Raw genomic sequence first — 22342 nt, forward strand, 5'->3', positions numbered from 1 at the left:
CCTCCGCGCGGGTAGGTGGTGGCCGTCTCGCGAAGGGGAGGACGGGGCCCCGATCCCCGTCCTCCCGAGGGCCACCCCCGAGAACCCTCACCGATCGGACCGGCACCGGGACGATGGCGACAGGCCACGCTCCCGGAGATCGAAGACAGTACCCAACTCCCAGAAGGAGTCATCGTGATCCCCCTTTCCTTCGCTCAGCGTCGTCTGTGGTTCCTCAATCGTGTGGAGGGTGCGGACTCGGCGTACAACGTGCCGGTGGTGGTGCGGTTCGGGGTCGGGTTGGACGTGGGTGCTCTGGAGTTGGCGCTGGGTGATGTGGTGGAGCGCCATGAGGTGTTGCGGACGGTGTTCGGGGAGCGGGACGGGGAGCCCTACCAGCGGGTGTTGGGTCCGGTGGAGGGGTTGCCGGTGTTCGAGGTGGTGGAGTGTGCCTCGGATGTGGTGGATGCGCGGGTGGAGGAGTTCGCGCGGTCGCGTTTTGATCTGGCGGTGGATCGTTCGGTGCGGGTGCGGCTCTTCCGGTGTGGTCCGGAGGAGTCGGTGTTGGTGGTGCTGGTGCATCACGTGGCGACCGATGGGTGGTCCGAGGGTGTGTTGTTGCGGGACCTGGCCGAGGCCTACGGTGCGCGGTGCGAGGGACGGGTTCCCGGGTGGGAGCCGTTGCCGGTGCAGTACGCCGATTACACCTTGTGGCAGAACGACGTGCTCGGTGCGGAGGACGATCCCGACAGTCTTCTCTCTCGTCAGGTGGAGTTCTGGCGTGAGGCGCTGGACGGCGCTCCGGAGGTCCTGACGTTGCCCTTCGACCGACCCAGGCCGAAGACGACCTCCCACCAGGGCGGGACTCTGGAGTGGGACCTGGACGCCGACCTGCACGCGGGGTTGGTGCGGGTGGCCGGGGAGCACGGCTGCTCGTTGCTGATGGTGGTGCAGGCGGCGTTGGCGGTCGCGCTGTCCAAGGCCGGGGCCGGAGAGGACATCCCGATCGGTACCCCCGTGGCCGGCCGTGACGACGAAGCCCTGAACGACCTCATCGGGTTCTTCGTCAACAGCCTGGTGCTGCGGACGAGGTTCGACTCCCGGCAGACGCTTGCGGAACTGCTGGAAGCCGTGCGTGAGACCGACCTGAAGGCGTACGCGCATCAGGACGTGCCTTTTGATCTGGTCGTCGAGGGTGTCAACCCGGAGCGGTCGGGTGCGCATCACCCGCTGTTCCAGGTGACGGTCGCGGTCAATGGTGAGGCCGGCGGGGGTGGGGTGTCGTTCGCCGGTGTGGAGTCGGTGTCGGTGTCCTCGGTGGCCACGGGTGCGGCCAAGTTCGATCTGGCGGTCGGTTTTGTGGAGCGCCGTGATCGGGAGGGGGCTCCGGCGGGTCTTGGCGGGGTGGTGGAGTACTCCGCGGATGTGTTCGATGCCGAGACGGTTCGGGCTCTGGCGGGGGTGTTGGAGCGGGTGCTCGGGGCGATCGTGGCGGATGCCTCGGTGACCGTGGGCGCCAGTGTGGAACTCACCGAACAGGAACGGACCGCGCTGACGTCCTGTGTCGAGGAGCCGGAGCGGGTCGCCACCGACCGAGACAAGCCCGGAGAGGGCCCTCGGACGGTGCGGCAGGAGGTTCTGTGCGGGTTGTTCGCGCAGCTTCTGGGGCGGGATTCGGTGGAGGTGGGGGACAACTTCTTCCGGATCGGCGGCAATTCGCTGTTGGCGTTGCGTCTGGTGTCGCGGGTGCGGTCGGTGTTGGGCGCCGAGGTGGGGGTTCGGGACTTCTTCCGGGATCCCACGGTGGCGGGTGTGGACCGGTTGGTCGGGCAGGCCCGTGACGCGGTGGCGCGGCCGTCGTTGGTTCCGGTCGAGCGGGGGAGGGAGTACCCGCTGTCCTTCGCTCAGCGTCGTCTGTGGTTCCTCAATCGTGTGGAGGGCGCGGACTCGGCGTACAACGTGCCGGTGGTGGTGCGGTTCGGGGTCGGGTTGGACGTGGGTGCTCTGGAGTCGGCGCTGGGTGATGTGGTGGAGCGCCATGAGGTGTTGCGGACGGTGTTCGGGGAGCGGGACGGGGAGCCCTACCAGCGGGTGTTGGGTCCGGTGGAGGGGTTGCCGGTGTTCGAGGTGGTGGAGTGTGCCTCGGATGTGGTGGATGCGCGGGTGGAGGAGTTCGCGCGGTCGCGTTTTGATCTGGCGGTGGATCGTTCGGTGCGGGTGCGGCTCTTCCGGTGTGGTCCGGAGGAGTCGGTGTTGGTGGTGCTGATGCACCATGTCGCGACCGATGGGTGGTCCGAGGGTGTGCTGTTGCGGGACCTGGCCGAGGCCTACGGTGCGCGGTGCGAAGGACGGGTTCCCGGGTGGGAGCCGTTGCCGATCCAGTACGCCGACTACACCCTGTGGCAGAACGGGTTGATGGACGAGGAGGACCCCGAGGGTCTCGCGACCCGACAGCTCCACTTCTGGCGCGAGACGCTGGACGGTGTCCCGGAGGTCCTCGACCTGCCACTGGACCGGGTGCGTCCCGTGGCCCCCTCGCACCAGGGCGGAAGCGTCGTCCTGGACCTGGACGCCGACCTGCACGCGGGGTTGGTGCGGGTGGCCAGGGAGCACGGCTGCTCGTTGCTGATGGTGGTGCAGGCGGCGTTGGCGGTCGCGCTGTCCAAGGCCGGTGCGGGGGAGGACGTGCCGATCGGGACGCCGGTGGCGGGGCGGACGGATCCGGCGTTGGACGATCTGGTGGGGTTCTTCGTCAACACCCTGGTGTTGCGGACGAATCTGTCGGGGGATCCGTCGTTCGCGGAGTTGTTGGAGCGGGTGCGCGAGGCCGACCTGGCCGCCTTCGACCACCAGGACGTGCCCTTCGACCTCCTGGTGGAGAACCTCAACCCGGAGCGGTCGGGTGCGCATCACCCGCTGTTCCAGGTGACGGTCGCGGTCAACGGTGAGGCCGGCGGGGGTGGGGTGTCGTTCGCCGGTGTGGAGTCGGTGGCGGTGTCCTCGGTGGCCACGGGTGCGGCCAAGTTCGATCTGGCGGTCGGTTTCGTGGAGCGCCGTGATCGGGAGGGGGCTCCGGCGGGTCTTGGCGGGGTGGTGGAGTACTCCGCGGATGTGTTCGATGCCGAGACGGTTCGGGCTCTGGCGGGGGTGTTGGAGCGGGTGCTCGGGGCGATCGTGGCGGATGCCTCGGTGACCGTGGGCGCCAGTGTGGAACTCACCGAACAGGAACGCGCCTCCCTGACCCGACGCGTCTCGCCACAGCGGACGGAGCAGGCCGTTGCCTCCGATAGAGGTTCGGACGGCCCTCGGACGGTGCGGCAGGAGGTTCTGTGCGGGTTGTTCGCGCAGCTTCTGGGGCGGGATTCGGTGGAGGTGGGGGACAACTTCTTCCGGATCGGCGGCAATTCGCTGTTGGCGTTGCGTCTGGTGTCGCGGGTGCGGTCGGTACTGGGCGCCGAGATAGGGATTCGGGACTTCTTCCGGGATCCCACGGTGGCGGGTGTGGACCGGTTGGTCGGGCAGGCCCGTGACGCGGTGACGCGAGCGTCGTTGGTTCCGGTCGAGCGGGGGACGGAGTACCCGCTGTCCTTCGCTCAGCGTCGTCTGTGGTTCCTCAATCGTGTGGAGGGCGCGGACTCGGCGTACAACGTGTCCCTGGTCCTGCGTCTGCGCGGCACCGTCGACGTGTCGGCCCTCCACCACGCCCTGGGTGATGTGGTGGAGCGCCATGAGGTGTTGCGGACGGTGTTCGGGGAGCGGGACGGGGAGCCCTACCAGCGGGTGTTGGGTCCGGTGGAGGGGTTGCCGGTGTTCGAGGTGGTGGAGTGTGCCTCGGATGTGGTGGATGCGCGGGTGGAGGAGTTCGCGCGGTCGCGTTTTGATCTGGCGGTGGATCGTTCGGTGCGGGTGCGGCTCTTCCGGTGTGGTCCGGAGGAGTCGGTGTTGGTGGTGCTGGTGCATCACGTGGCGACCGATGGGTGGTCCGAGGGTGTGTTGTTGCGGGACCTGGCCGAGGCCTACGGTGCGCGGTGCGAGGGACGGGTTCCCGGGTGGGAGCCGTTGCCGGTGCAGTACGCCGATTACACCTTGTGGCAGAACGACGTGCTCGGTGCGGAGGACGATCCCGACAGTCTTCTCTCTCGTCAGGTGGAGTTCTGGCGTGAGGCGCTGGACGGCGCTCCGGAAGTCCTCGACCTGCCGCTGGACCGGGTGCGTCCGATGGTCCCCTCGCATCGGAGCGGAAGGGTCGTCCTGGACTTGGACGCCGATCTGCACGCGGGGTTGGTGCGGGTGGCCAGGGAGCATGGTTGCTCGTTGCTGATGGTGGTGCAGGCGGCGTTGGCGGTCGCGCTGTCCAAGGCCGGGGCCGGAGAGGACGTTCCGCTGGGTACGCCGGTGGCGGGGCGGACGGATCCGGCGTTGGACGATCTGGTCGGGTTCTTCGTCAACACCCTGGTGTTGCGGACGAATCTGTCGGGGGATCCGTCGTTCGCGGAGTTGTTGGAGCGGGTGCGCGAGGCCGACCTGGCCGCCTTCGACCACCAGGACGTGCCTTTTGATCTGGTCGTCGAGGGTGTCAACCCGGAGCGGTCGGGTGCGCACCACCCGCTGTTCCAGGTGACGATCGCGGTCAACGACACGGCCGAGATCGGTGGTGATGCCGGGGACGGGGTGTCGTTCGCCGGTGTGGAGTCGGTGTCGGTGTCCTCGGTGGCCACGGGTGCGGCCAAGTTCGATCTGGCGGTCGGTTTCGTGGAGCGCCGTGATCGGGAGGGGGCTCCGGCGGGTCTTGGCGGGGTGGTGGAGTACTCCGCGGATGTGTTCGAGGAGGGCACGGTTCGGGCTCTGGCGGGGGTGTTGGAGCGGGTGCTCGGGGCGATCGTGGCGGATGCCTCGGTGACCGTGGGCGCCAGTGTGGAACTCACCGAACAGGAACGGACCGCGCTGACCCGACGTGTCCCGCTGAACGGGGCGGAGGACCAAGGCGTCGACCGGAACAGGGATGTGGAGGACGGCCCTCGGACGGTGCGGCAGGAGGTTCTGTGCGGGTTGTTCGCGCAGCTTCTGGGGCGGGATTCGGTGGAGGTGGGGGACAACTTCTTCCGGATCGGCGGTAACTCGCTGTTGGCGTTGCGCCTGGTGTCGCGGGTGCGGTCGGTGCTGGGCGCCGAGATAGGGATTCGGGACTTCTTCCGGGATCCCACGGTGGCGGGTGTGGACCGGTTGGTCGGGCAGGCCCGTGACGCGGTGACGCGGCCGTCGTTGGTTCCGGTCGAGCGGGGGAAGGAGTACCCGCTGTCCTTCGCCCAGCGTCGTCTGTGGTTCGTGGACCAGGTCGAAGGAGCGAGTGCGACGTACAACGTGTCCCTGGCCCTGCGCCTGCGCGGCACCGTCGACGTGTCGGCCCTCCACCACGCCCTGGGTGATGTGGTGGAGCGCCACGAGGTGCTGCGGACGGTGTTCGGGGAGCGGGACGGGGAGCCCTACCAGCGGGTGCTCGGGCCGGAGGAGGCCCGTGAGCGTCTCCTCTTCGAGGCCGCCGAGTGTGCCGACTCCGAGATCACGCCCTTCGTCGAGGAGGTCAACGGACGGGCCTTCGATCTGGCGGTGGACCTGCCGGTGCGCGCGGACCTGCTGCGTGTCTCGGAGGAGGAGTCGGTGTTGGTGGTGCTGATGCATCACGTCGCGACCGATGGGTGGTCCGAGGGTGTGCTGTTGCGGGACCTGGCCGAGGCCTACGGTGCGCGGTGCGAAGGACGGGTTCCCGGGTGGGAGCCGTTGCCGATCCAGTACGCCGACTACACCCTGTGGCAGAACGGGTTGATGGACGAGGAGGACCCCGAGGGTCTCGCCGCCCGACAGCTCCACTTCTGGCGCGAGACGCTGGACGGTGTCCCGGAGGTCCTCGACCTGCCGCTGGACCGGGTGCGTCCGATGGTCCCCTCGCACCAGGGCGGAAGCGTCGTCCTGGACCTGGACGCCGACCTGCACGAGCGGTTGTCCGAACTCGCGCGGGCCCACGGTGTCACCCTGTTCATGGTCCTCCAGGCGGCGTTGGCGGTCACCCTCGGCCGCTCCGGTGCGGGGGAGGACGTCCCGCTGGGTACGCCGGTGGCGGGGCGGACGGATCCGGCGTTGGACGATCTGGTGGGGTTCTTCGTCAACACCCTGGTGTTGCGGACGGACGTGTCGGGGGATCCGTCGTTCGCGGAGCTGTTGGAGCGGGTGCGTGAGGCCGACCTGGCCGCCTTCGACCACCAGGACGTGCCCTTCGACCTCCTGGTGGAGAACCTCAACCCGGAGCGGTCGGGTGCGCACCACCCGCTGTTCCAGGTGATGATGGTCCTCCAGAACAACACCGTCGTGGAACCGTACCTGCCCGGACTCGAAGTGAGCCGGGAACCCTTCGAGTGGAAGACGGCCAAGTTCGACCTCACCTTCGCCTTCGGGGAGGGCCCCGACGGCCTGGCCGGGGTCGTGGACTACGCGACCGACCTGTTCGACCACGACACCGTCGCGGGACTCGCCACTCGACTGGCCCGGGTTCTGACCGCGGTGGCGGACGATCCCTCGATCAGGGTCGGCGACATCGGACTGTTGGACGCCGACGAGTTCCAGACCCTGGTGATCGACGCCAACGACACCACCGCCGGCGAACAGTCGGTGTGCGTCCACGAACTGTTCGAACGGAGGGCCGCGCAGGCCCCCGACTCGACCGCCCTCGTCTTCGAGGGCGAGGAGGTCACCTACGCGGCACTGGACACACGGGCCAACCGACTCGCCCGCCACCTGCGCGAAAACGGTGTGGAACCGGGGGCGATGGTCGGAGTCCTGCTGGAACGCGGTGTCGAGTACGCCGTCGCCCTGCTGGCGGTGCTCAAGGCCGGTGCCGGGTACGTTCCCCTCGACCCCGCCTTCCCCGACGCCAGGCTCGCCTCGATGGTGTCGATGTCGGGAGCCCGGCTGGTGGTCACCCGTTCCGGGCTGACCGGACGAGACACGACCGCCGCGCACGTCGTGGCCGTCGACACCGAGGCCGCCGCGATCGCGCGTCATGACGACGGGCCCCTCGGAGCGGTCGTTTCGCCGGAGAGCACGGCGTGCGTGATGTTCACCTCCGGATCGTCGGGAACCCCCAAGGGAGTACTCGCTCCCCACCGCGCGATCGTGTCCACCTTCACCGGTCAGGACTACGTCGACCTGGGACCCGACCGGGTCTGGCTACAGACCGCCCCCGTGTCCTGGGACGCGTTCGTCCTGGAGTTCTGGGGAGCCCTGCTGTACGGGTCGGTCTGTGTCCTCCAACCCGGCCAGGTGCCCGAACCACCGCGTATGGCCCGGCTCGCGGAGAGGTACGGGGTCGACACGTTCTTCCTGTCCACCGGCCTGTTCAACCTGGTCGTGGACGAGTACCCGCAGATCTTCGCCGGCGCCCGCCAGGTCCACGTCGGCGGTGAGAAGCCGTCCGTGGAACACATGCGCCGGTTCCGCGACGCCTTCCCTCACGTCCGCCTGTACAACGGCTACGGACCGGTGGAGAGCATGGTGTTCACCCACTCCCACCGGGTCCTGGACACCGACGGCGCCGGCATCCCCATCGGAGGGCCTCTGGCCAACCGCCGTGCCTACGTCCTCGACGGACGGCTGCGTCCGGTGCCCGTGGGAGTCCCGGGAGAGCTGTACGTGGCCGGCGCCGGGCTCGCGCACGGTTACGTGGGCCGGCCCGACCTGACGGCCGAGCGGTTCGTGCCCGACCCCTTCGGTACACCGGGCGGGCGGATGTACCGCACGGGAGACCTGGCCCGTTGGATCGCGCCCGGTTGTGTGGAGTACCTGGGCCGAGCCGACGACCAGGTGAAGATCCGTGGTTTCCGAGTGGAACCCGGAGAGGTCCAGGCCGCCCTGGCGAGACTCGCGGGTGTGGCCCAGGCCGTGGTGGTGCCTCGCCGAGACCCTGGCGGCGCCCTGTCCCTGGTGGCGTACGTGGTGCCGGAATCGGGTGCGACGCTCGACGGGGCGGAGGTCCGTTCTGCTCTGGCCGGTGTCGTACCGGAGTACATGGTGCCGTCGGCGGTGGTGGTGTTGGAGGAGTTGCCGTTGACGGCCAACGGCAAGTTGGATCGGCGTGCGTTGCCCGAGCCTGATTTTTCGGTGGTGTCCTCGGGTCGTGGTCCGCGGGATGCGCGGGAGGAGATCCTGTGCGGGTTGTTCGCCGAGGTGTTGGGGTTGGAGTCGGTGGGGATCGATGACTCGTTCTTCGATCTGGGTGGGCATTCCCTGTTGGCGACCAAGCTCATCGCCCGTGTCCGTGCGGTGTTGGGTGCGGAGGTGGAGTTGCGTGCGTTGTTCGCCTCTCCGACGGTGGTGGGGGTGGCCGAGGCGGTCGACGCGGCCGGGGGTGGTCGGGTGCGTCCACCCGTGGTGGCCGGGGAGCGTCCCGAGGTGCTTCCGTTGTCCTTCGCCCAACGCCGACTGTGGTTCCTGCACCAGATGGACGGCCAGGAACGCGCCTACAACATCCAGACGGTCCTGCGCCTGGACGGTCGTCCCGACCCGAAGGTGTGGGAGGCCGCCCTGCGGGACGTCGTGGAGCGGCACGAGGCGCTGCGCACGGTCTTCCCCACCGACAGGGGTGAGCCCCGTCAACACGTCGTGGACACCATGGACATCCGGCTCGGGGTGCGTGAGTGCGAGACCGCCCGGATCCCGGAACTGCTCCGGGAGATCGACGCACACGTCTTCGACCTGGGGGCCGGACCGCTCCTCCGCGCCGACCTCCTCCTCTCCGACGAGGGCGAATCGCTCCTGGTGCTCCTGATGCACCACATCATCGCCGACGGATGGTCCCTCACGCCGCTCTTCCGGGACCTGGAGACGGCCCACACCGCCCGCCGCCAGGGGCGGGCACCGGACTGGGAACCGCTGCCGGTGCAGTACGCCGACTACACCCTGTGGCAGAAGGACCTGCTCGGTGACGTGTCCGATCCGGACTCGTTGTACTCCCGGCAGACGCGGTACTGGGAGCGGAACCTCCTCGGACTTCCCGAGGTCACCGAGCTTCCCCTCGACTTCCCGCGTCCGGCCGAGGCCGGGCACGGAGGAGGCACGGTCACCGCGATCGTCGACGACCGCGTGCACGCCGGGCTCGTACGCGCCGCCCGCGACCACGGGTGCACGCTGTTCATGGTGGTCCACGCGGCGCTGGCCGCCCTGCTCACGAGGATGGGCGCAGGGGAGGACGTGCCGATCGGCACCCCGGTGGCGGGACGGACGGATCCGGCGTTGGACGACCTGGTCGGGTTCTTCGTCAACACCCTGGTCCTGCGCACCGACACCGCCGGGAACCCCTCCTTGGCCGAACTCCTGGAACGAGTGCGCGAGACCGACCTGGCCGCCTTCGACCACCAGGACCTGCCCTTCGAGCACGTCGTGGAATCGGTGAACCCGGTACGCAGCGCCGCCTACCACCCCCTCTTCCAGGTCATGTTCGCCCTGGCGGAGGGCGAGCCCGGGGCCGCGGACGACCGGGACGGCCGCCAACGGGCCGAGGTCGACACCGCCAAGTTCGACCTCAGCTTCACCTTCGCCGACCGGGCGCGCGACGGCTCGCACCCCGCGGCCCTCACCCTGGAGTACGCCGACGACCTGTTCACGGAACAGACCGCCCGGGACCTCCTGCACCGACTCGTCCAGGTGATGGGCGCCTTCGGTACCGACACACGGCGGAGCCTGGAGGAACTCGACGTCCTCACGGCGGACGATCGCCGGTGGGTCGCCGTTCCGGACACCACGGCCGTCCGACCGGACACCGGTCACGCCTTCCTGTCGAGGTTCGAGGAGCGGGTACGTGAGACCCCCGACCGGGTCGCGCTGCTCTTCGGCGACACCGCGCTCACCTTCCGCGAACTCGACGCGCGCGCCAACCGGCTGGCACACCACCTCATCGGACTCGGAGTCGCCCCCGACCGTCCCGTCCCCCTGCTGATGAGGCGTTCGGCGGACATGTTCAACGCCATGCTCGCCGTCCTCAAGTCCGGTGCGGCCTTCCTGCCGCTCGACCCGCGCAACCCCGCCGACCGCCTGGCCGACATCCTCGCGGAGGTCGGTGGAGGACTGCTCCTCACCGACCACGACTGCCGCTCCCACGACGTCGTGCGCGGCCTGACCGACACCGTGGTCGTCGAGGCCGACGACCACACCGTGGCGTCGGAGGAACCCGAGACCGTTCCGGACGTTCCACGCGGATCCGCCGACCTGGCGTACGTCATCTACACGTCCGGCTCCACCGGACGACCCAAGGGGGTGGCCGTCTCCCACGCCAACCTCGACTACCTGATCCGGGGGATGGAGGAGTCGGGCTACTACCTGCCCGAACCGCTGGTCTCGGCGTGGACCGCCAGCGCGGCCTTCGACGCCTCGGTCCAGCAGTGGGCCCCGATCTGCCGCGGCGACACGGTCCTGGTCGTGGACGACGACACCCGCGACGACCCGAGGTCCCTCGCCGAGGAGCTGACCCGACACCGTGTCACCTACCTCGACCTCACCCCCTCCCACTGGGAGCTGGTACGCGACAGCCTCCTTCCCCGTCCCGCGGACGCGCCGCCGCTGCGTCTGACCCTGGGGGGCGAGGCGGTCTCGACCAAGGCGTGGACCGATCTGGTGGAGGGGGCCGCGGCCGACCGTGTCGTGGCGGCCAACACCTACGGACCCACGGAGACCACGGTCAACGCCTCCCACACCGAGCTGTCGGGTGAGCACCCCCACATCGGACGGGCGCTGCCGGGAGCACGGGCCTACGTCCTCGACGACCGCCTGCGTCCGACCCCGGCGGGGGTCACGGGCGAACTCTACGTCTCGGGCGACGGGGTGACCCACGGATACCTGGGCCGGCCGGGGCTCACCGCCCAACGGTTCGTCGCCGACCCCTACGGTCCCCCCGGCACCCGCATGTACCGGACCGGAGACCGTGTCTCCAGGACCCTCGGCGGTGACCTTCGCTTCCACGGCCGGGCCGACGACCAGGTCAAGATCCGAGGCTTCCGCATCGAGTTGGGCGAGATCGAGTCGGTGCTCTCCGAGCACGTCTCGGTCGCCCACGCGGCGGTCCTCGTGAGGGAGGACCACCCGGGCGATCCACGCCTCGTCGCCTACCTGGTCGCGGCCAAGGACCGGCGGATCGACACCGAGGAGGTACGCGCGTACGTGTCGCGTTCGCTGCCGGAGTACATGGTCCCCGCCGCCACCATGGTCGTGGACGCCCTGCCGTTGACCTCCAGCGGCAAACTCGACAAACGCGCCCTGCCCGCTCCCGAGTACGGACCCGCCGGCGTCGGCCGCGCTCCTCGGTCACCGCAGGAGGAGGCCCTGTGCGCACTGTTCGCCGAGGTCCTGGGACTGGAGAGGGTCGGGATCGACGACTCCTTCTTCGACCTGGGCGGACATTCCCTGCTCGCGGCGCGACTGGTCGGTCGGGCCGAGGCCGTTCTGGGGAAGCGGCTCCGGGTCAAGGACGTGTTCCGCACGCCCACCGTCGCCGGACTCCTGGCCGAGACCGACCGAGGTGGTACGGAAGGCGCCCTGGACGTCCTTTTGCCACTACAGACGGACGGAGACCGTCCCCCGCTCTTCTGCGTCCACCCGGGTATGGGCATGAGCTGGTGTTACTCGGGTCTGGTCCGCCACCTGGCCGACGACCAGCCGCTCTACGGTCTCCAGACCCGCGCCCTCACCACACCCGGCGCCCTGCCCGGCAGTGTGTCGGAGATCGCCGAGGAGTACCTGGAACGGATCCGCGGCGTTCGACCGCACGGTCCCTACCGCCTCCTCGGGTGGTCGTTCGGCGGACTCGTCGTCCACGAGATGGCCGTCCGTCTCCAGGAGGAGGGCGAGGAGGTCTCCTTCCTCGGGCTCATGGACTCCTATCCCGTCCCGGCCGGGGCCCGCCGTACCGGGATCACCCACGGGGAGGTCCTGGCGATGATGCTCGACGATCCCGCCACCGAGGCCCTCCTCGACGGCGGTCAGGAACTCGACCGCGACGCCGTGGTCAGGGAGCTGCGCGGGAAGGACCCCGTGCTGGCCGATCTGGAGGAGGCCGATGTCGCGACCCTCGTGGACGCGGCCGTCAACCACGCCCGGGTCATGAATCTCCACACCCCCCGGCTCTTCGTCGGGGACGCGATCTTCTTCCGCGCCACACGCGGAAGGAGCCGGTACTCACCCCGCGTCGAGTACTGGCAGGAACACGTCGACGGCCTCATCGACGTCCACGACATCGACTCCACCCACATGGGCATGACGCGCCCGGAGCCGATGGCGCGGATCGGCCGTCTCGTGTCCGACCGTCTGGAAACCATCACCTCCAAGCAGCTGAGGAGCTGAAGATGACGAACCCGTTCGACAACACCGAGGGCACCTTCCACGTCGTGGTCAACGCCGAGGGACAGCACTCCCTGTGGCCCTCCTTCGCCGACATCCCCGCGGGCTGGGAGGCCGTCACCGGCGCGGACACACGCGAATCCTGCCTGCGCTACATCGAGGAGAACTGGACCGACATCCGGCCCAAGAGCCTCGTCGACGCCTGAACGCCACACCGTACACATCTGGTGCGGGCCTCACCGACGGCCCGCACCGGAACGGCGGCCGCACAGCCGCCCCCGCCCCGCGGTCGAACCGGACCGCCCCCGCCGGAGCCGGAACCCGTGCACGATGGTTTCCGGCTCCGGACTCCCGGGTCCGTGAAAGAGCCGCGTGTGAACCGCCGGACCCCCTGTGACCACCGCCCTGACGCCCCGCCCGGCGACACAAGGAGATGAGGGCCGACATCATGGCCACGCAGAAGAGACAACGCCGATCCCCCGCACTGGGCTGGGACTTCACACGCTTCTGGATAGGAAGCATGAGCAGTAACGCCGCCGACGGGATCATGATCACCGTGCTGCCGCTGATGGCCGCCATGCTCACCAACGACCCCGTCCTCGTGGCGGGGCTCGCCTTCGTCCGCTTCCTGCCGTGGCTGCTCTTCGGTCTCTTCATCGGAGCCCTCGTCGACCGTATGGACCGGGGACGGGTCCTGATCGCCGCCAACCTGGTGCGTGCCGCGGTGCTCATCGCCTTGGCGGTGGTGGTCGCCTCGGGCAACGCCACCATCTACACGCTCTACGCGGCCATGTTCGTCATCATGTCCTGCGAGGCGTTCTACGACATCGGTGGACGCGCCCTCATGCCGGAGCTGGTGGACAAACGTCTCCTGGACAAGGCCAACAGCCGTGTCGTGGGCGGCCGGGTCGTCATGGAGGACTTCGGCGGCGCGCCCCTGGGAGGACTGCTGATCGTCGTCGCCGCGGCGCTTCCGCTCGCGGTCAACGCCGGGGCCTACGTTCTCGGTGCCCTCATCCTGGCCGGGTTGCCCCTGGCCGCGCGTCGTCCCGGCAAGACCACCTCCTCCGCGGGAGAGGAGACCGTCTCCATCCTCGCCTCCGTTCGCGAGGGCGCGGTGTTCATCTGGAGAGAACGTCCACTGCGCAACATGGTCGTCCACGGTTCCCTGGTGAGCCTGGGCTTCATGATCCAGTCCGCGGTCCTGGTGCTCATCCTGCGGGTGCACTTCGGCGTGCCGGAGGCCCTGTACGGGGTGTTCATCTCCTCGGCCGCCGCGGGCGCCCTGGTGGGCGCGCTTCTGGTCTCCCGCACGGTCGCCGCCCTGGGCCGCTTCCGTACCGAGGTCGTCGCCTACACGGTCATGGGCGCCGGCTGCATCGCGTTCATCCTCTCGCCGAACGCCTACGTCGCCGGTTTCTTCTGGGCACTGATCGCCGTGGCCATGACCGTGTCCAACACGGTCATCACCGGGATCGCGCAGTTGGTCATCCCCCCTGAACTGCGAGGCCGGGTACTGAGTTCGATCCAGATCTTCGCCATGAGCATGAACGCGGTCGGAGCCTTGATCGGCGGCCTCCTCGGCAGGCTGGACATGCGCGTTCCGTCACTGGTCGGAGGGGCCGTCGTCATCGCGGCGACGATGTTCTTCCTGCCGACCCTGCGGACCATGACCGCCCGGGCCGACGCGGCGGAGGCGGGCGACCGGGAGGAGAGCCGCGTCGAGGCCTAGCGCGCAGTGGACCGCCGCAGGACGAGGATCCTTGAGAAAAAGCCTGAGGACGTGTCGATCCGACGCGGTCTCGTTCGACGTGTGGAGGAGAGCGGGGAGACACGCCCTCGCACCGCACGAGAGGTGGACACCATGCGCTACATGATGACCATCATGTCCAGCCCTGAGAACGAGGCCGTCGACCACACGCCCGATCCGGCGGTCTTCGAGGCGATGGCCGCCTACAACGAGCAGCTGATCAAGTCCGGGGTCCTGCTGGCCGGCGACGGCCTGGCCCCCGCGTCCGAGGCGACCCGGATCACGTTCGGCGACGGCGGGGCGACGGTGACCGACGGCCCCTTCGCGGAGGCCAAGGAGTTCATCGCCGGATACTGGGTCCTCCAGGTCTCCTCGCACGAGGAGGCCGTGGAGTGGGCCAAGCGCTGCCCGCACCCCCCGCAGGGCGACGGCACCGAGACGAACCTGATCCTGCGGCGGATCCTCGACACCGACGACTTCGGTGACGAGATGCCCCAGCACCTCAAGGAACGTGAGCGTGAACTGCGCGCGCGGGGATACGCACACGGCGGCTGAGTCGCTTGCGTCGGCGCGGCCCCAGGTGCTCAGATGGCCTCGTGAGCCACACCGACGCCGCGCGCGCGGTCGAGGCGGTCTGGCGTATCGAGTCGGCCCGCCTCGTCGCCGTGCTCACACGCATGGTCGGTGATGTCGGCCTCGCCGAGGAGTTCTCCCAGGACGCACTGGTCAGCGCGCTGGAGAAGTGGCCGGACGAGGGGGTGCCCGACAACCCCGGGGCCTGGCTGACCACCGTCGCCAAACGTCGCGTGCTCGACCGGTGGCGTCGTGACGAACGCTTCCAGCGGCGTATGGTCGACCTGGGCCGGGAGCTCGCCGAACACGACGGTCGGGACGCATTCGACGCCGTCCTGGAGGAGGGCTACGGCGACGACCTGCTCAAACTGATGTTCGTGTGCTGCCATCCGGTGTTGTCCACCGACGCCCGGGTCGCGCTCACCCTGCGTCTGCTCGGCGGACTGACCACCGACGAGATCGCCCGCGCCTTCCTGGTACCCAGGCCGACCGTGGCCCAGCGCATCGTGCGGGCCAAGCGCGTCCTGACCCGGAGGAGGGTGCCGTTCGAGGTGCCCGTCGCCGAGGAGCGCGACGTTCGTCTGGCCTCCGTCCTGGAGGTCGTCTACCTCGTGTTCAACGAGGGCTACACGGCCACCTCGGGCTCGGAGTGGATGAGGCCGGAACTGTGCGAGGAGGCCATGCGTCTGGGCCGGATCCTCGCGGAACTGCTGCCCAAGGAACGTGAGGTGCACGGGCTGGTGGCGCTCATGGAACTGCACGCCTCCCGGTTCCGGGCCCGTGTCGGTGCGGACGGCGACCCGGTCCCCCTCGCCGAACAGGACCGCTCCCGATGGGACCGCCTGCTCATCACCCGCGGCCTGGAGTCGCTGTACAGGGCGCTGTCGATCGGCTTGGGCGAGCCGCACGAGCCCTACACCCTCCAGGCGGCCATCGCCGCCGAACACGCTCGTGCGGCCGCACACGAGGACACCGACTGGGAGAGGATCGCCGGGCTGTATCTGGTGCTGTCCCGGGTCACGGGGTCACCGGTGGTGGAACTCAACCGGGCGGTGGCGGTGTCGATGGCCTCGGGCCCCGTCGCGGCGCTGGGGATCGTGGACGAGCTGCGGGAGCACCCGGGAATGGTCGGCTACCACCTCCTGCCCGCCGTGCGCGGCGACCTGCTCCTACGACTGGGCCGGCGGGCGGAGGCGCGCACGGAGTTCGAGCGGGCGGCCCGGATGACACGTAACGAGCGCGAGCGCGCACTGCTGGCCGACCGCGTCCGTGACTGTGACGGCTGATCCTCGGCCGGGGCCGCGGGGAGCGACGGGAGCCCCGCCCTCGTGGGAGTGCCGGGCACGTGGTCGGCACGACCCGGGTCAGAAGTCCTGGGAGGTCTCCGTGGGAGCCCCGGGCCCCGCGTCCTTCCCCCGGACGCGTTGGATGTGGGCCAGGCGGCCGAGCCGGATCACCGGCCGGACCAGGAGTTCGACGCTGCCCAGCAGGAAGCACCACGTTCCGAGGGTGGTCCAGGTGGGGGAGAAGAACATGATGCTGCCGGCGATGAACCACAGCGCGATCAGTATGTCGTTGGCGATGCTCGCGACCTCGTAGCGGCGCCGGATGACCAGTTCGTCGTGGCCGATGCGGACGGTCAGGGGGCGCTGTGGACGCGGTTCGGACATGGTCTTTCTCCTTCACTCGGGGACACCCCGCGGGCCAGGCCCGCGACGTGTCGCTCCGTCCACACCCAAGCGCGAACCCGTTCACCCGGCGGCCGGACACGGCCGCGCGTTCCATCCTGCTCTTCTCCGTCGCCGTTCCCGTGCATGTCGGTCGCGTGGCGGGTTCCGGAAGAAGGGACGCCACGGCCCGGCGGTACGCACGCCGAACTCTGCCCCGTTCGCGAACGCGGGGGCGGACCCGGCGAAGACGGCTCCACGTCCTGTCCCCGGGAGCGGCGCCGGGCGTTCGTACTGTTCTGCCAAGAGCAGGAAAGCCTGGCGGGACGGTCGTGGAGCGAGCAGACTCCTCCACATGAGACTTCTGGTTCTGGGCGGTACCGAGTTCGTGGGACGAGCCGTCGTGGAGGACGCGCTCGCAAGAGGGTGGGACGTCACCGTCTTCCACCGGGGCAGGCACGCCGCGCCCCCCGGTCCCACGGTCCTGTACGGAGACCGCACCGAGGAGGGCGGGCTCACCGCCCTGGAGAAGGGCCGCTGGGACGCGGTCGTCGACACCTGGTCGGCCGCCCCGGCGGCGGTGGCGGACGCCGCCGGACTGCTCGCCGACCGGGTCGGGCACTACGTCTACGTCTCCAGCCGCTCCGTCCACACCTTTCCCATCACGAGCGGGGCGGACGAGAGCGCACCGGTGGTGGACGCCTCCCCCGAGGACGACGGCACCGACTACGCGCGGGCCAAGCGGGGTGGTGAACTGGCGGCCGAAGCCTTTTTCGGCGACCGCGCGTTGTTCGTGCGGGCCGGTCTCATCCTCGGCCCGCACGAGAACGTCGGCCGCCTGCCCTGGTGGTTGGAACGCGTCGCCCGGGGCGGCCCGGTCCTGGCACCGGGACCGCGCGACCTGCCGTTGCAGTACGTGGACGCGCGCGACCTGGCCGCGTGGACGCTCGACGCGGTCGAGAAGGGGCTGGGCGGCCCCTACAACCTGGTGAGTCCGCCGGGGCACACCACCACCGGTGAACTGCTGGAAGCGTGTGCGGCGGTCACCGGTTCGGACGCGGAGCTGCGCTGGACCGAACCCCGGACCATCCTCGACGCGGGAATCCGGCCGTGGACCGAGCTGCCCGTCTGGCTGCCACCCGGTGAGCTGTACGACAGCCTGCACCGGGCGGACGTCTCCCGCGCGCTCGCCACGGGACTGCGCTGCCGTCCCGTGGTGGAGACCGTGGCCGACACCTGGGCGTGGCTGAGGACCCTGGAGGAAGGGGCGCCCCAGCGCGCCGACCGTCCCCGGCTCGGGGTGGATCCGCGGGTCGAAGCGCGACTGCTCGGCCTCTGAGACGGAACGACCGGTGGAACGCCACCGCGGGCTCCCCCGGGTGGACTCCACCCGCACGCGCAAAGAAGCCGATGAATTCACCGGTGACGATGACCGTGCGGGGAAGGGCGGTCGTGACCGACCGATGCGACGAGGGGGACCACCCGATCCGAGTGGTCCCCCTCGTCCGTGTCCGGCCCCGGGTCACAGAGCCGGGGCGGCGGCCTTCCGAGTGGTCACCCTCAGGCCGTCGAGGGAGTCGTTCACGTTCACCACCACGGTGTCGCCCTCGGTGAGCTCTCCCGACAACAGCTCCCGGGCCAACGGGTCCCCGATCGAGGACTGCACCAGGCGGCGCAGCGGACGCGCGCCGTAGTTGGGGTCGTAGCCCGTCAACGCCAGCCACTCACGCGCGGCCGGTGTCACGTCCAGCTCCAGACGCCGGTCGGCGAGCCGCCTGGCGAGCTTGTCGACCTGAAGGTCCACGATCCGCGTCAGGTCCTCGGTGGACAACGCGTCGAACATGATCACGTCGTCCAGTCGGTTGAGGAACTCCGGCTTGAACGTCGCGCGCACCACGTCCATCACACGGTCACGGCGTACCGACTCCTCCAACGACTGGTCCACCAGGAACTGCGATCCCAGGTTGGAGGTGAGGATGAGAATGGTGTTGCGAAAGTCCACCTGGCGCCCCTGACCGTCGGTGAGGCGACCGTCGTCCAACACCTGCAACAAGGTGTCGAACACCTCCAGATGGGCCTTCTCCACCTCGTCCAGCAGCACCACCGTGTAGGGGCGGCGGCGCACCGCCTCGGTCAGCTGACCGCCCTCCTCATAACCCACGTAGCCGGGGGGCGCGCCGACCAGGCGCGACACCGAGTGCTTCTCGGAGTACTCGCTCATGTCGATGCGCACGATCGCGCGCTCGTCGTCGAACAGGAACTCCGCCAGGGCCTTGGCCAGCTCCGTCTTGCCCACGCCCGTGGGACCCAGGAACAGGAACGACCCCGTCGGCCTGTCCGGATCGGAGATGCCCGCCCGCGCCCGACGCACCGCGTCCGCCACGGCCGCGACGGCCTTCCTCTGCCCGATGATCCGCCTGCCCAGCTCCTCCTCCATGCGCAACAGCTTGGAGGTCTCGCCCTCCATCAGCCGCCCCACCGGGATACCGGTCCACGCCGACACCACGTCGGCGATCTCGTCGGCGCCGACCTCCTCCTTGACCATGGTGTCGCTGCCTTCGCTGGCGGCCCTCTCCTCGGCCTGGGTCGCCTCCTCGATCTGCTTCTCCAACTGCGGGATCTCCCCGTACATCAGCCGGGACGCCTCGTCGAAGTCGCCCTCGCGCTGGGCCAGTTCCGCCCGGGTGCGCAGGTCGTCCAGTTGTCCCTTGAGCTCACCGACCCGGTTGAGACCCGCCTTCTCCTGCTCCCAACGGGCCACGAGGCCGTTGAGCTGCTCCTGCCGGTCGGCGAGATCGGCGCGCAGCCGTTCCAGACGTTGACGGCTGGCCGGGTCCGACTCCTTGGAGAGCGCCATCTCCTCCATCTTCAGGCGGTCGACGGTGCGTTGCAGTTCGTCGATCTCCACCGGACTGGAGTCGATCTCCATGCGCAGCCGGGAGGCGGCCTCGTCGATGAGGTCGATCGCCTTGTCCGGCAGGAAGCGCGCGGTGATGTAGCGGTCGGACAGGGTCGCGGCGGCCACCAGCGCCGAGTCGGCGATCTGGACCTTGTGGTGCGCCTCGTAGCGGCCCTTGAGGCCGCGCAGGATCGCGATCGTGTCCGCGGCCGACGGCTCGCCCACCATGACCTGTTGGAACCGGCGTTCCAGGGCGGCGTCCTTCTCGATGTGCTCGCGGTACTCGTCCAGCGTGGTCGCGCCCACCATGCGCAGCTCACCACGCGCCAGCATGGGCTTGAGCATGTTGCCCGCGTCCATGGCGCCCTCGGCGGCGCCGGCGCCCACCATGGTGTGCAGCTCGTCGATGAACGTGATGATCTGGCCCTCGGACTCCTTGATCTCCGAGAGCACCGCCTTGAGCCGCTCCTCGAACTCGCCCCGGTACTTGGCCCCCGCCACCATCGCCGACAGGTCCAGGCTCACCAGGCGCTTGCCCAGCAGCGACTGCGGCACGTCGCCGGCCACGATCCGTTGGGCCAGACCCTCCACGACCGCGGTCTTGCCCACACCCGGCTCACCGATGAGCACCGGGTTGTTCTTGGTACGGCGGCTGAGCACCTGGATGACCCGTCGGATCTCGCCGTCACGGCCGATCACGGGGTCCACCTTGCCCTCGCGGGCCCGCTCGGTGAGGTCGACACCGAACTTCTCCAGGGCCTGGTAGGTGTCCTCGGGGTTCTCGGAGGTGACCCGGGCCGAGCCGCGGACCCGCTCGAACCCCTCCAGGAGCGCCTCGGGGGTGGCACCGACCTCGGTGAGCAGTCGGGCCGCCTCGCCACCGTCCGTGGCCAGCCCCACCAGCAGGTGTTCGGTGGAGACGTATTCGTCCTCCATCTGCTGGGCGCGCTGTGCCGCCGTGTTGATGGAGACGATCAGCTGGCGTGAGGAGGTGGGCGAGCTGACCGTGGCCCCCGAGGCCTTGGGGAGCGCGTCGACGGCCGCCTCGACCTTGTCCTTCAAGATGTCGGGATTGGCCCCGACCTCCTTGAGCAGAGGCCGGGTGATGCCCTCCGCCTGGTCCAGCAGGGCGGCCAACAGGTGCAGGGGCTCGGTCTGCGGGCTCCCGTCCGCGGTGGCCCGCCGGATCGCCACGGACAGGGCTTCCTGACTCTTCTGGGTGAGCTTGTAATCCATGAGCGGTGACTCCTTTCGCAGATCACCTCACGGGGGGTGATGTCCGACGGGCCGGCCGCGCCCCCGTATCGCTGTGGCGGAGCTTCGTCAGTCCTGGCCGTTCTCGGCGCGGTCGGAAACGCCACCGTCGGAACCCCCGCTTCGGGGACCGTTCTCGCCGTCCCTGGGCTCGGCGGTGGTGAAGATCGTCATGCGGGTGCGGCGCACCAGCTCCCCGCGTGCCGGCGTACCCCCTTCGGAGTGCGCCGGGCGGCTTCGACGGGAGACGGCCCGCCGCGCCGCCTCCAGTTCGTTCGCCAGGTGGAAGACCTGTTCACGTAGCTGTTCCACCTCCTCCTCCAGCTCCAGGATCCGCTTGATCCCGGCGAGGTTGACGCCCTCCTCCTGGGACAGACGCTGTACTTGGCGCAGCGTCTGCACGTCGCGCATGGAGTAGCGTCGCCCACGGCCGGACGTACGGCCGGGCGAGACGATCCCGAGTCGGTCGTACTGCCGCAGGGTCTGGGGGTGCATACCCGCCAGTTCGGCGGCGACCGAGATCACGTAGACCGGAGCGTCAGCGCCGAAAGAGTCGTTCACGTCGTTCACGCGCCCTTCGCCCGCGCCTCGAGTCCCTCGCGCGGGTCATGGTCAGAGGTCGCGGCTCGGAACTTCTCCAGAGCCTCACGAGCTTCCGCATTGAGTGTCCTGGGCACCGCCACCTCGATCGTGACGAGCATGTCACCCACGGTGCCGTCCTTGCGGGTCGCGCCCTTGCCGCGCACCCGCAGCTTGTGTCCGTTCTGCGTGCCCGGCGGGATCTTCACCGTCACCGGTAGACCGTTGAAGGTCGGGATGCGCACCTCGGCACCCAGCGCCGCCTCGGGGAAGGTCACAGGGACGGTGATCGTCACGTTGTCGCCGCTCCTTCCGAACACCGGGTGCTCCTTCACATGGACGACGACGTAGAGGTCGCCCGCCGGGCCGCCGTTCTCCCCCGGTGCGCCCTTGCCCTTGATCCGGATCCGCTGCCCGTCGGACACACCACCGGGGATGCGGGTCTGGATGGTACGTGTGCTCTTGCCGCGCCCGCTGCCGTTGCAGGTGACGCAGGGGTCGTCCACGACCAGGCCGCGGCCCTTGCACTCGCTGCACGGTTCGGACAGGGAGAAGCCGCCCAGGTTGGTGCTCTCGTGGCCGGTACCGGAGCATTTCGGGCACATCCGCGGGGCGGTCCCCGTTTTGGCGCCGGTGCCCTTGCAGGTGGGACAGGCCGCCTCGCTGGCCAACTGGAAGGAACGGGTGGCCCCCTCGGCCGCCTCGCGGAAGGTCAGTGTCGTCTCGGTCTCCACGTCGGCACCGCGCCTGCTGCGAGTGCCCCCGCCCGTGCGTCCCCGGCCACCGAACAGTCCGCCGAAGAGGTCGCTCAGTCGCTCGCCACCGGAGGCCCCGCCGGAACCCTGTCCGAACAAGTCGCTCATGTCGAAACCGCCGGGACCGGTGCCGCCGCCGGGCCGGTAGGCGCCGCCGAACAGGGAGCGGGCCTCGTCGTACTCCTTACGGCGCTTGTCGTCCGACAGGACGTTGTACGCCTCGGAGATCTCCTTGAAGCGCTCCGCCGCCTTCGGGTCGCCCGCGTTCGCGTCAGGGTGGTTCTTCCGGGCCAGCTGACGATAGGACTGTTTGATCTCGTCCTTCGAGGCGGTCTTTGAGACTCCGAGGACCTTGTAGTAGTCCTTCTCCAGGTAGTCCTTCGTGCTCATCGACAGGTGCCTTCTCCCGCTGGTGCCGGTTGTGTCCGATGTTTCCACGTGACCCCGTGCCCTGGCGGGCCGGGGTCCGGCTCCGGCCGCGGCCGCCGCACGTCGTACGGCGGGGCCA

General features: G+C 69.5%; 10 protein-coding genes. 6 read left to right on the top strand and 4 right to left on the bottom strand.

Translation table 11 applies throughout. The features are described from left to right. Window positions 1-174: 174 nt before the first annotated feature. From PFX91_RS17110 to PFX91_RS17130, 5 genes are all read left to right on the top strand, one after another. Complete coding sequence (locus tag PFX91_RS17110) at window positions 175-12360, top strand: non-ribosomal peptide synthetase (protein ID WP_285733092.1); 12186 nt, start codon at window positions 175-177, stop codon at window positions 12358-12360. Window positions 12361-12362: 2 nt separating this feature from the next. Then, a complete protein-coding gene (locus tag PFX91_RS17115; RefSeq protein WP_285733094.1) occupies window positions 12363-12563 on the top strand; it encodes an MbtH family protein in 201 nt (66 codons plus the stop codon). Between the two features lie 314 nt (window positions 12564-12877). Continuing rightward, window positions 12878-14089 carry an MFS transporter gene (locus tag PFX91_RS17120; RefSeq protein ID WP_502888326.1) on the top strand — a complete coding sequence of 404 codons (1212 nt, stop codon included), beginning with the start codon at window positions 12878-12880 and terminating at the stop codon, window positions 14087-14089. A gap of 132 nt (window positions 14090-14221) precedes the next feature. Further along, window positions 14222-14662, top strand: a complete 441-nt coding sequence (locus tag PFX91_RS17125) for a YciI family protein (protein WP_285733098.1) — start codon at window positions 14222-14224, stop codon at window positions 14660-14662. 41 nt (window positions 14663-14703) lie between these two features. Next, a complete protein-coding gene (locus tag PFX91_RS17130) occupies window positions 14704-15966 on the top strand; it encodes an RNA polymerase sigma factor (RefSeq protein ID WP_285733100.1) in 1263 nt (420 codons plus the stop codon). A 78-nt stretch (window positions 15967-16044) separates the two neighbouring features. Here the strand turns inward: PFX91_RS17130 and PFX91_RS17135 are convergent, their stop codons facing one another. Continuing rightward, on the bottom strand, window positions 16045-16350 hold the full coding sequence (locus PFX91_RS17135; protein ID WP_285733102.1) for a YrhK family protein: 306 nt from the start codon (window positions 16348-16350) through the stop codon (window positions 16045-16047). A 352-nt stretch (window positions 16351-16702) separates the two neighbouring features. On the opposite strand from PFX91_RS17135, the gene PFX91_RS17140 reads away from it, so the two are divergent. After that, window positions 16703-17686: an NAD-dependent epimerase/dehydratase family protein gene (locus PFX91_RS17140; protein ID WP_285733104.1), complete on the top strand. Its 984-nt coding sequence runs from the start codon at window positions 16703-16705 to the stop codon at window positions 17684-17686. A gap of 183 nt (window positions 17687-17869) precedes the next feature. On the opposite strand, the gene clpB is transcribed toward PFX91_RS17140, so the two are convergent. From clpB to dnaJ, 3 genes are all read right to left on the bottom strand, one after another. Continuing rightward, complete coding sequence (clpB, locus tag PFX91_RS17145; RefSeq protein ID WP_285733106.1) at window positions 17870-20482, bottom strand: ATP-dependent chaperone ClpB; 2613 nt, start codon at window positions 20480-20482, stop codon at window positions 17870-17872. An 87-nt stretch (window positions 20483-20569) separates the two neighbouring features. Beyond that, a complete protein-coding gene (locus tag PFX91_RS17150; protein ID WP_285733108.1) occupies window positions 20570-21070 on the bottom strand; it encodes a heat shock protein transcriptional repressor HspR in 501 nt (166 codons plus the stop codon). Continuing rightward, complete coding sequence (gene dnaJ / locus PFX91_RS17155; protein WP_285733110.1) at window positions 21067-22224, bottom strand: molecular chaperone DnaJ; 1158 nt, start codon at window positions 22222-22224, stop codon at window positions 21067-21069. Before dnaJ ends, PFX91_RS17150 begins: the two co-directional genes overlap by 4 nt. Between the last annotated feature and the right edge of the window lie 118 nt (window positions 22225-22342).

Origin of the sequence: Nocardiopsis sp. ATB16-24, assembly GCF_030271535.1 — a bacterium.
Lineage (GTDB): Bacteria > Actinomycetota > Actinomycetes > Streptosporangiales > Streptosporangiaceae > Nocardiopsis.

Bases quoted from the DNA above. Each gene is read 5' to 3' on its own strand.
- PFX91_RS17135 (WP_285733102.1), bottom strand. From the start codon at position 16,350: ATGTCCGAACCGCGTCCACAGCGCCCCCTGACCGTCCGCATCGGCCAC.
- dnaJ (WP_285733110.1), bottom strand. From the start codon at position 22,224: ATGAGCACGAAGGACTACCTGGAGAAGGACTACTACAAGGTCCTCGGA.
- PFX91_RS17115 (WP_285733094.1), top strand. From the start codon at position 12,363: ATGACGAACCCGTTCGACAACACCGAGGGCACCTTCCACGTCGTGGTC.
- clpB (WP_285733106.1), bottom strand. From the start codon at position 20,482: ATGGATTACAAGCTCACCCAGAAGAGTCAGGAAGCCCTGTCCGTGGCG.
- PFX91_RS17140 (WP_285733104.1), top strand. From the start codon at position 16,703: ATGAGACTTCTGGTTCTGGGCGGTACCGAGTTCGTGGGACGAGCCGTC.
- PFX91_RS17125 (WP_285733098.1), top strand. From the start codon at position 14,222: ATGCGCTACATGATGACCATCATGTCCAGCCCTGAGAACGAGGCCGTC.
- PFX91_RS17120 (WP_502888326.1), top strand. From the start codon at position 12,878: ATGAGCAGTAACGCCGCCGACGGGATCATGATCACCGTGCTGCCGCTG.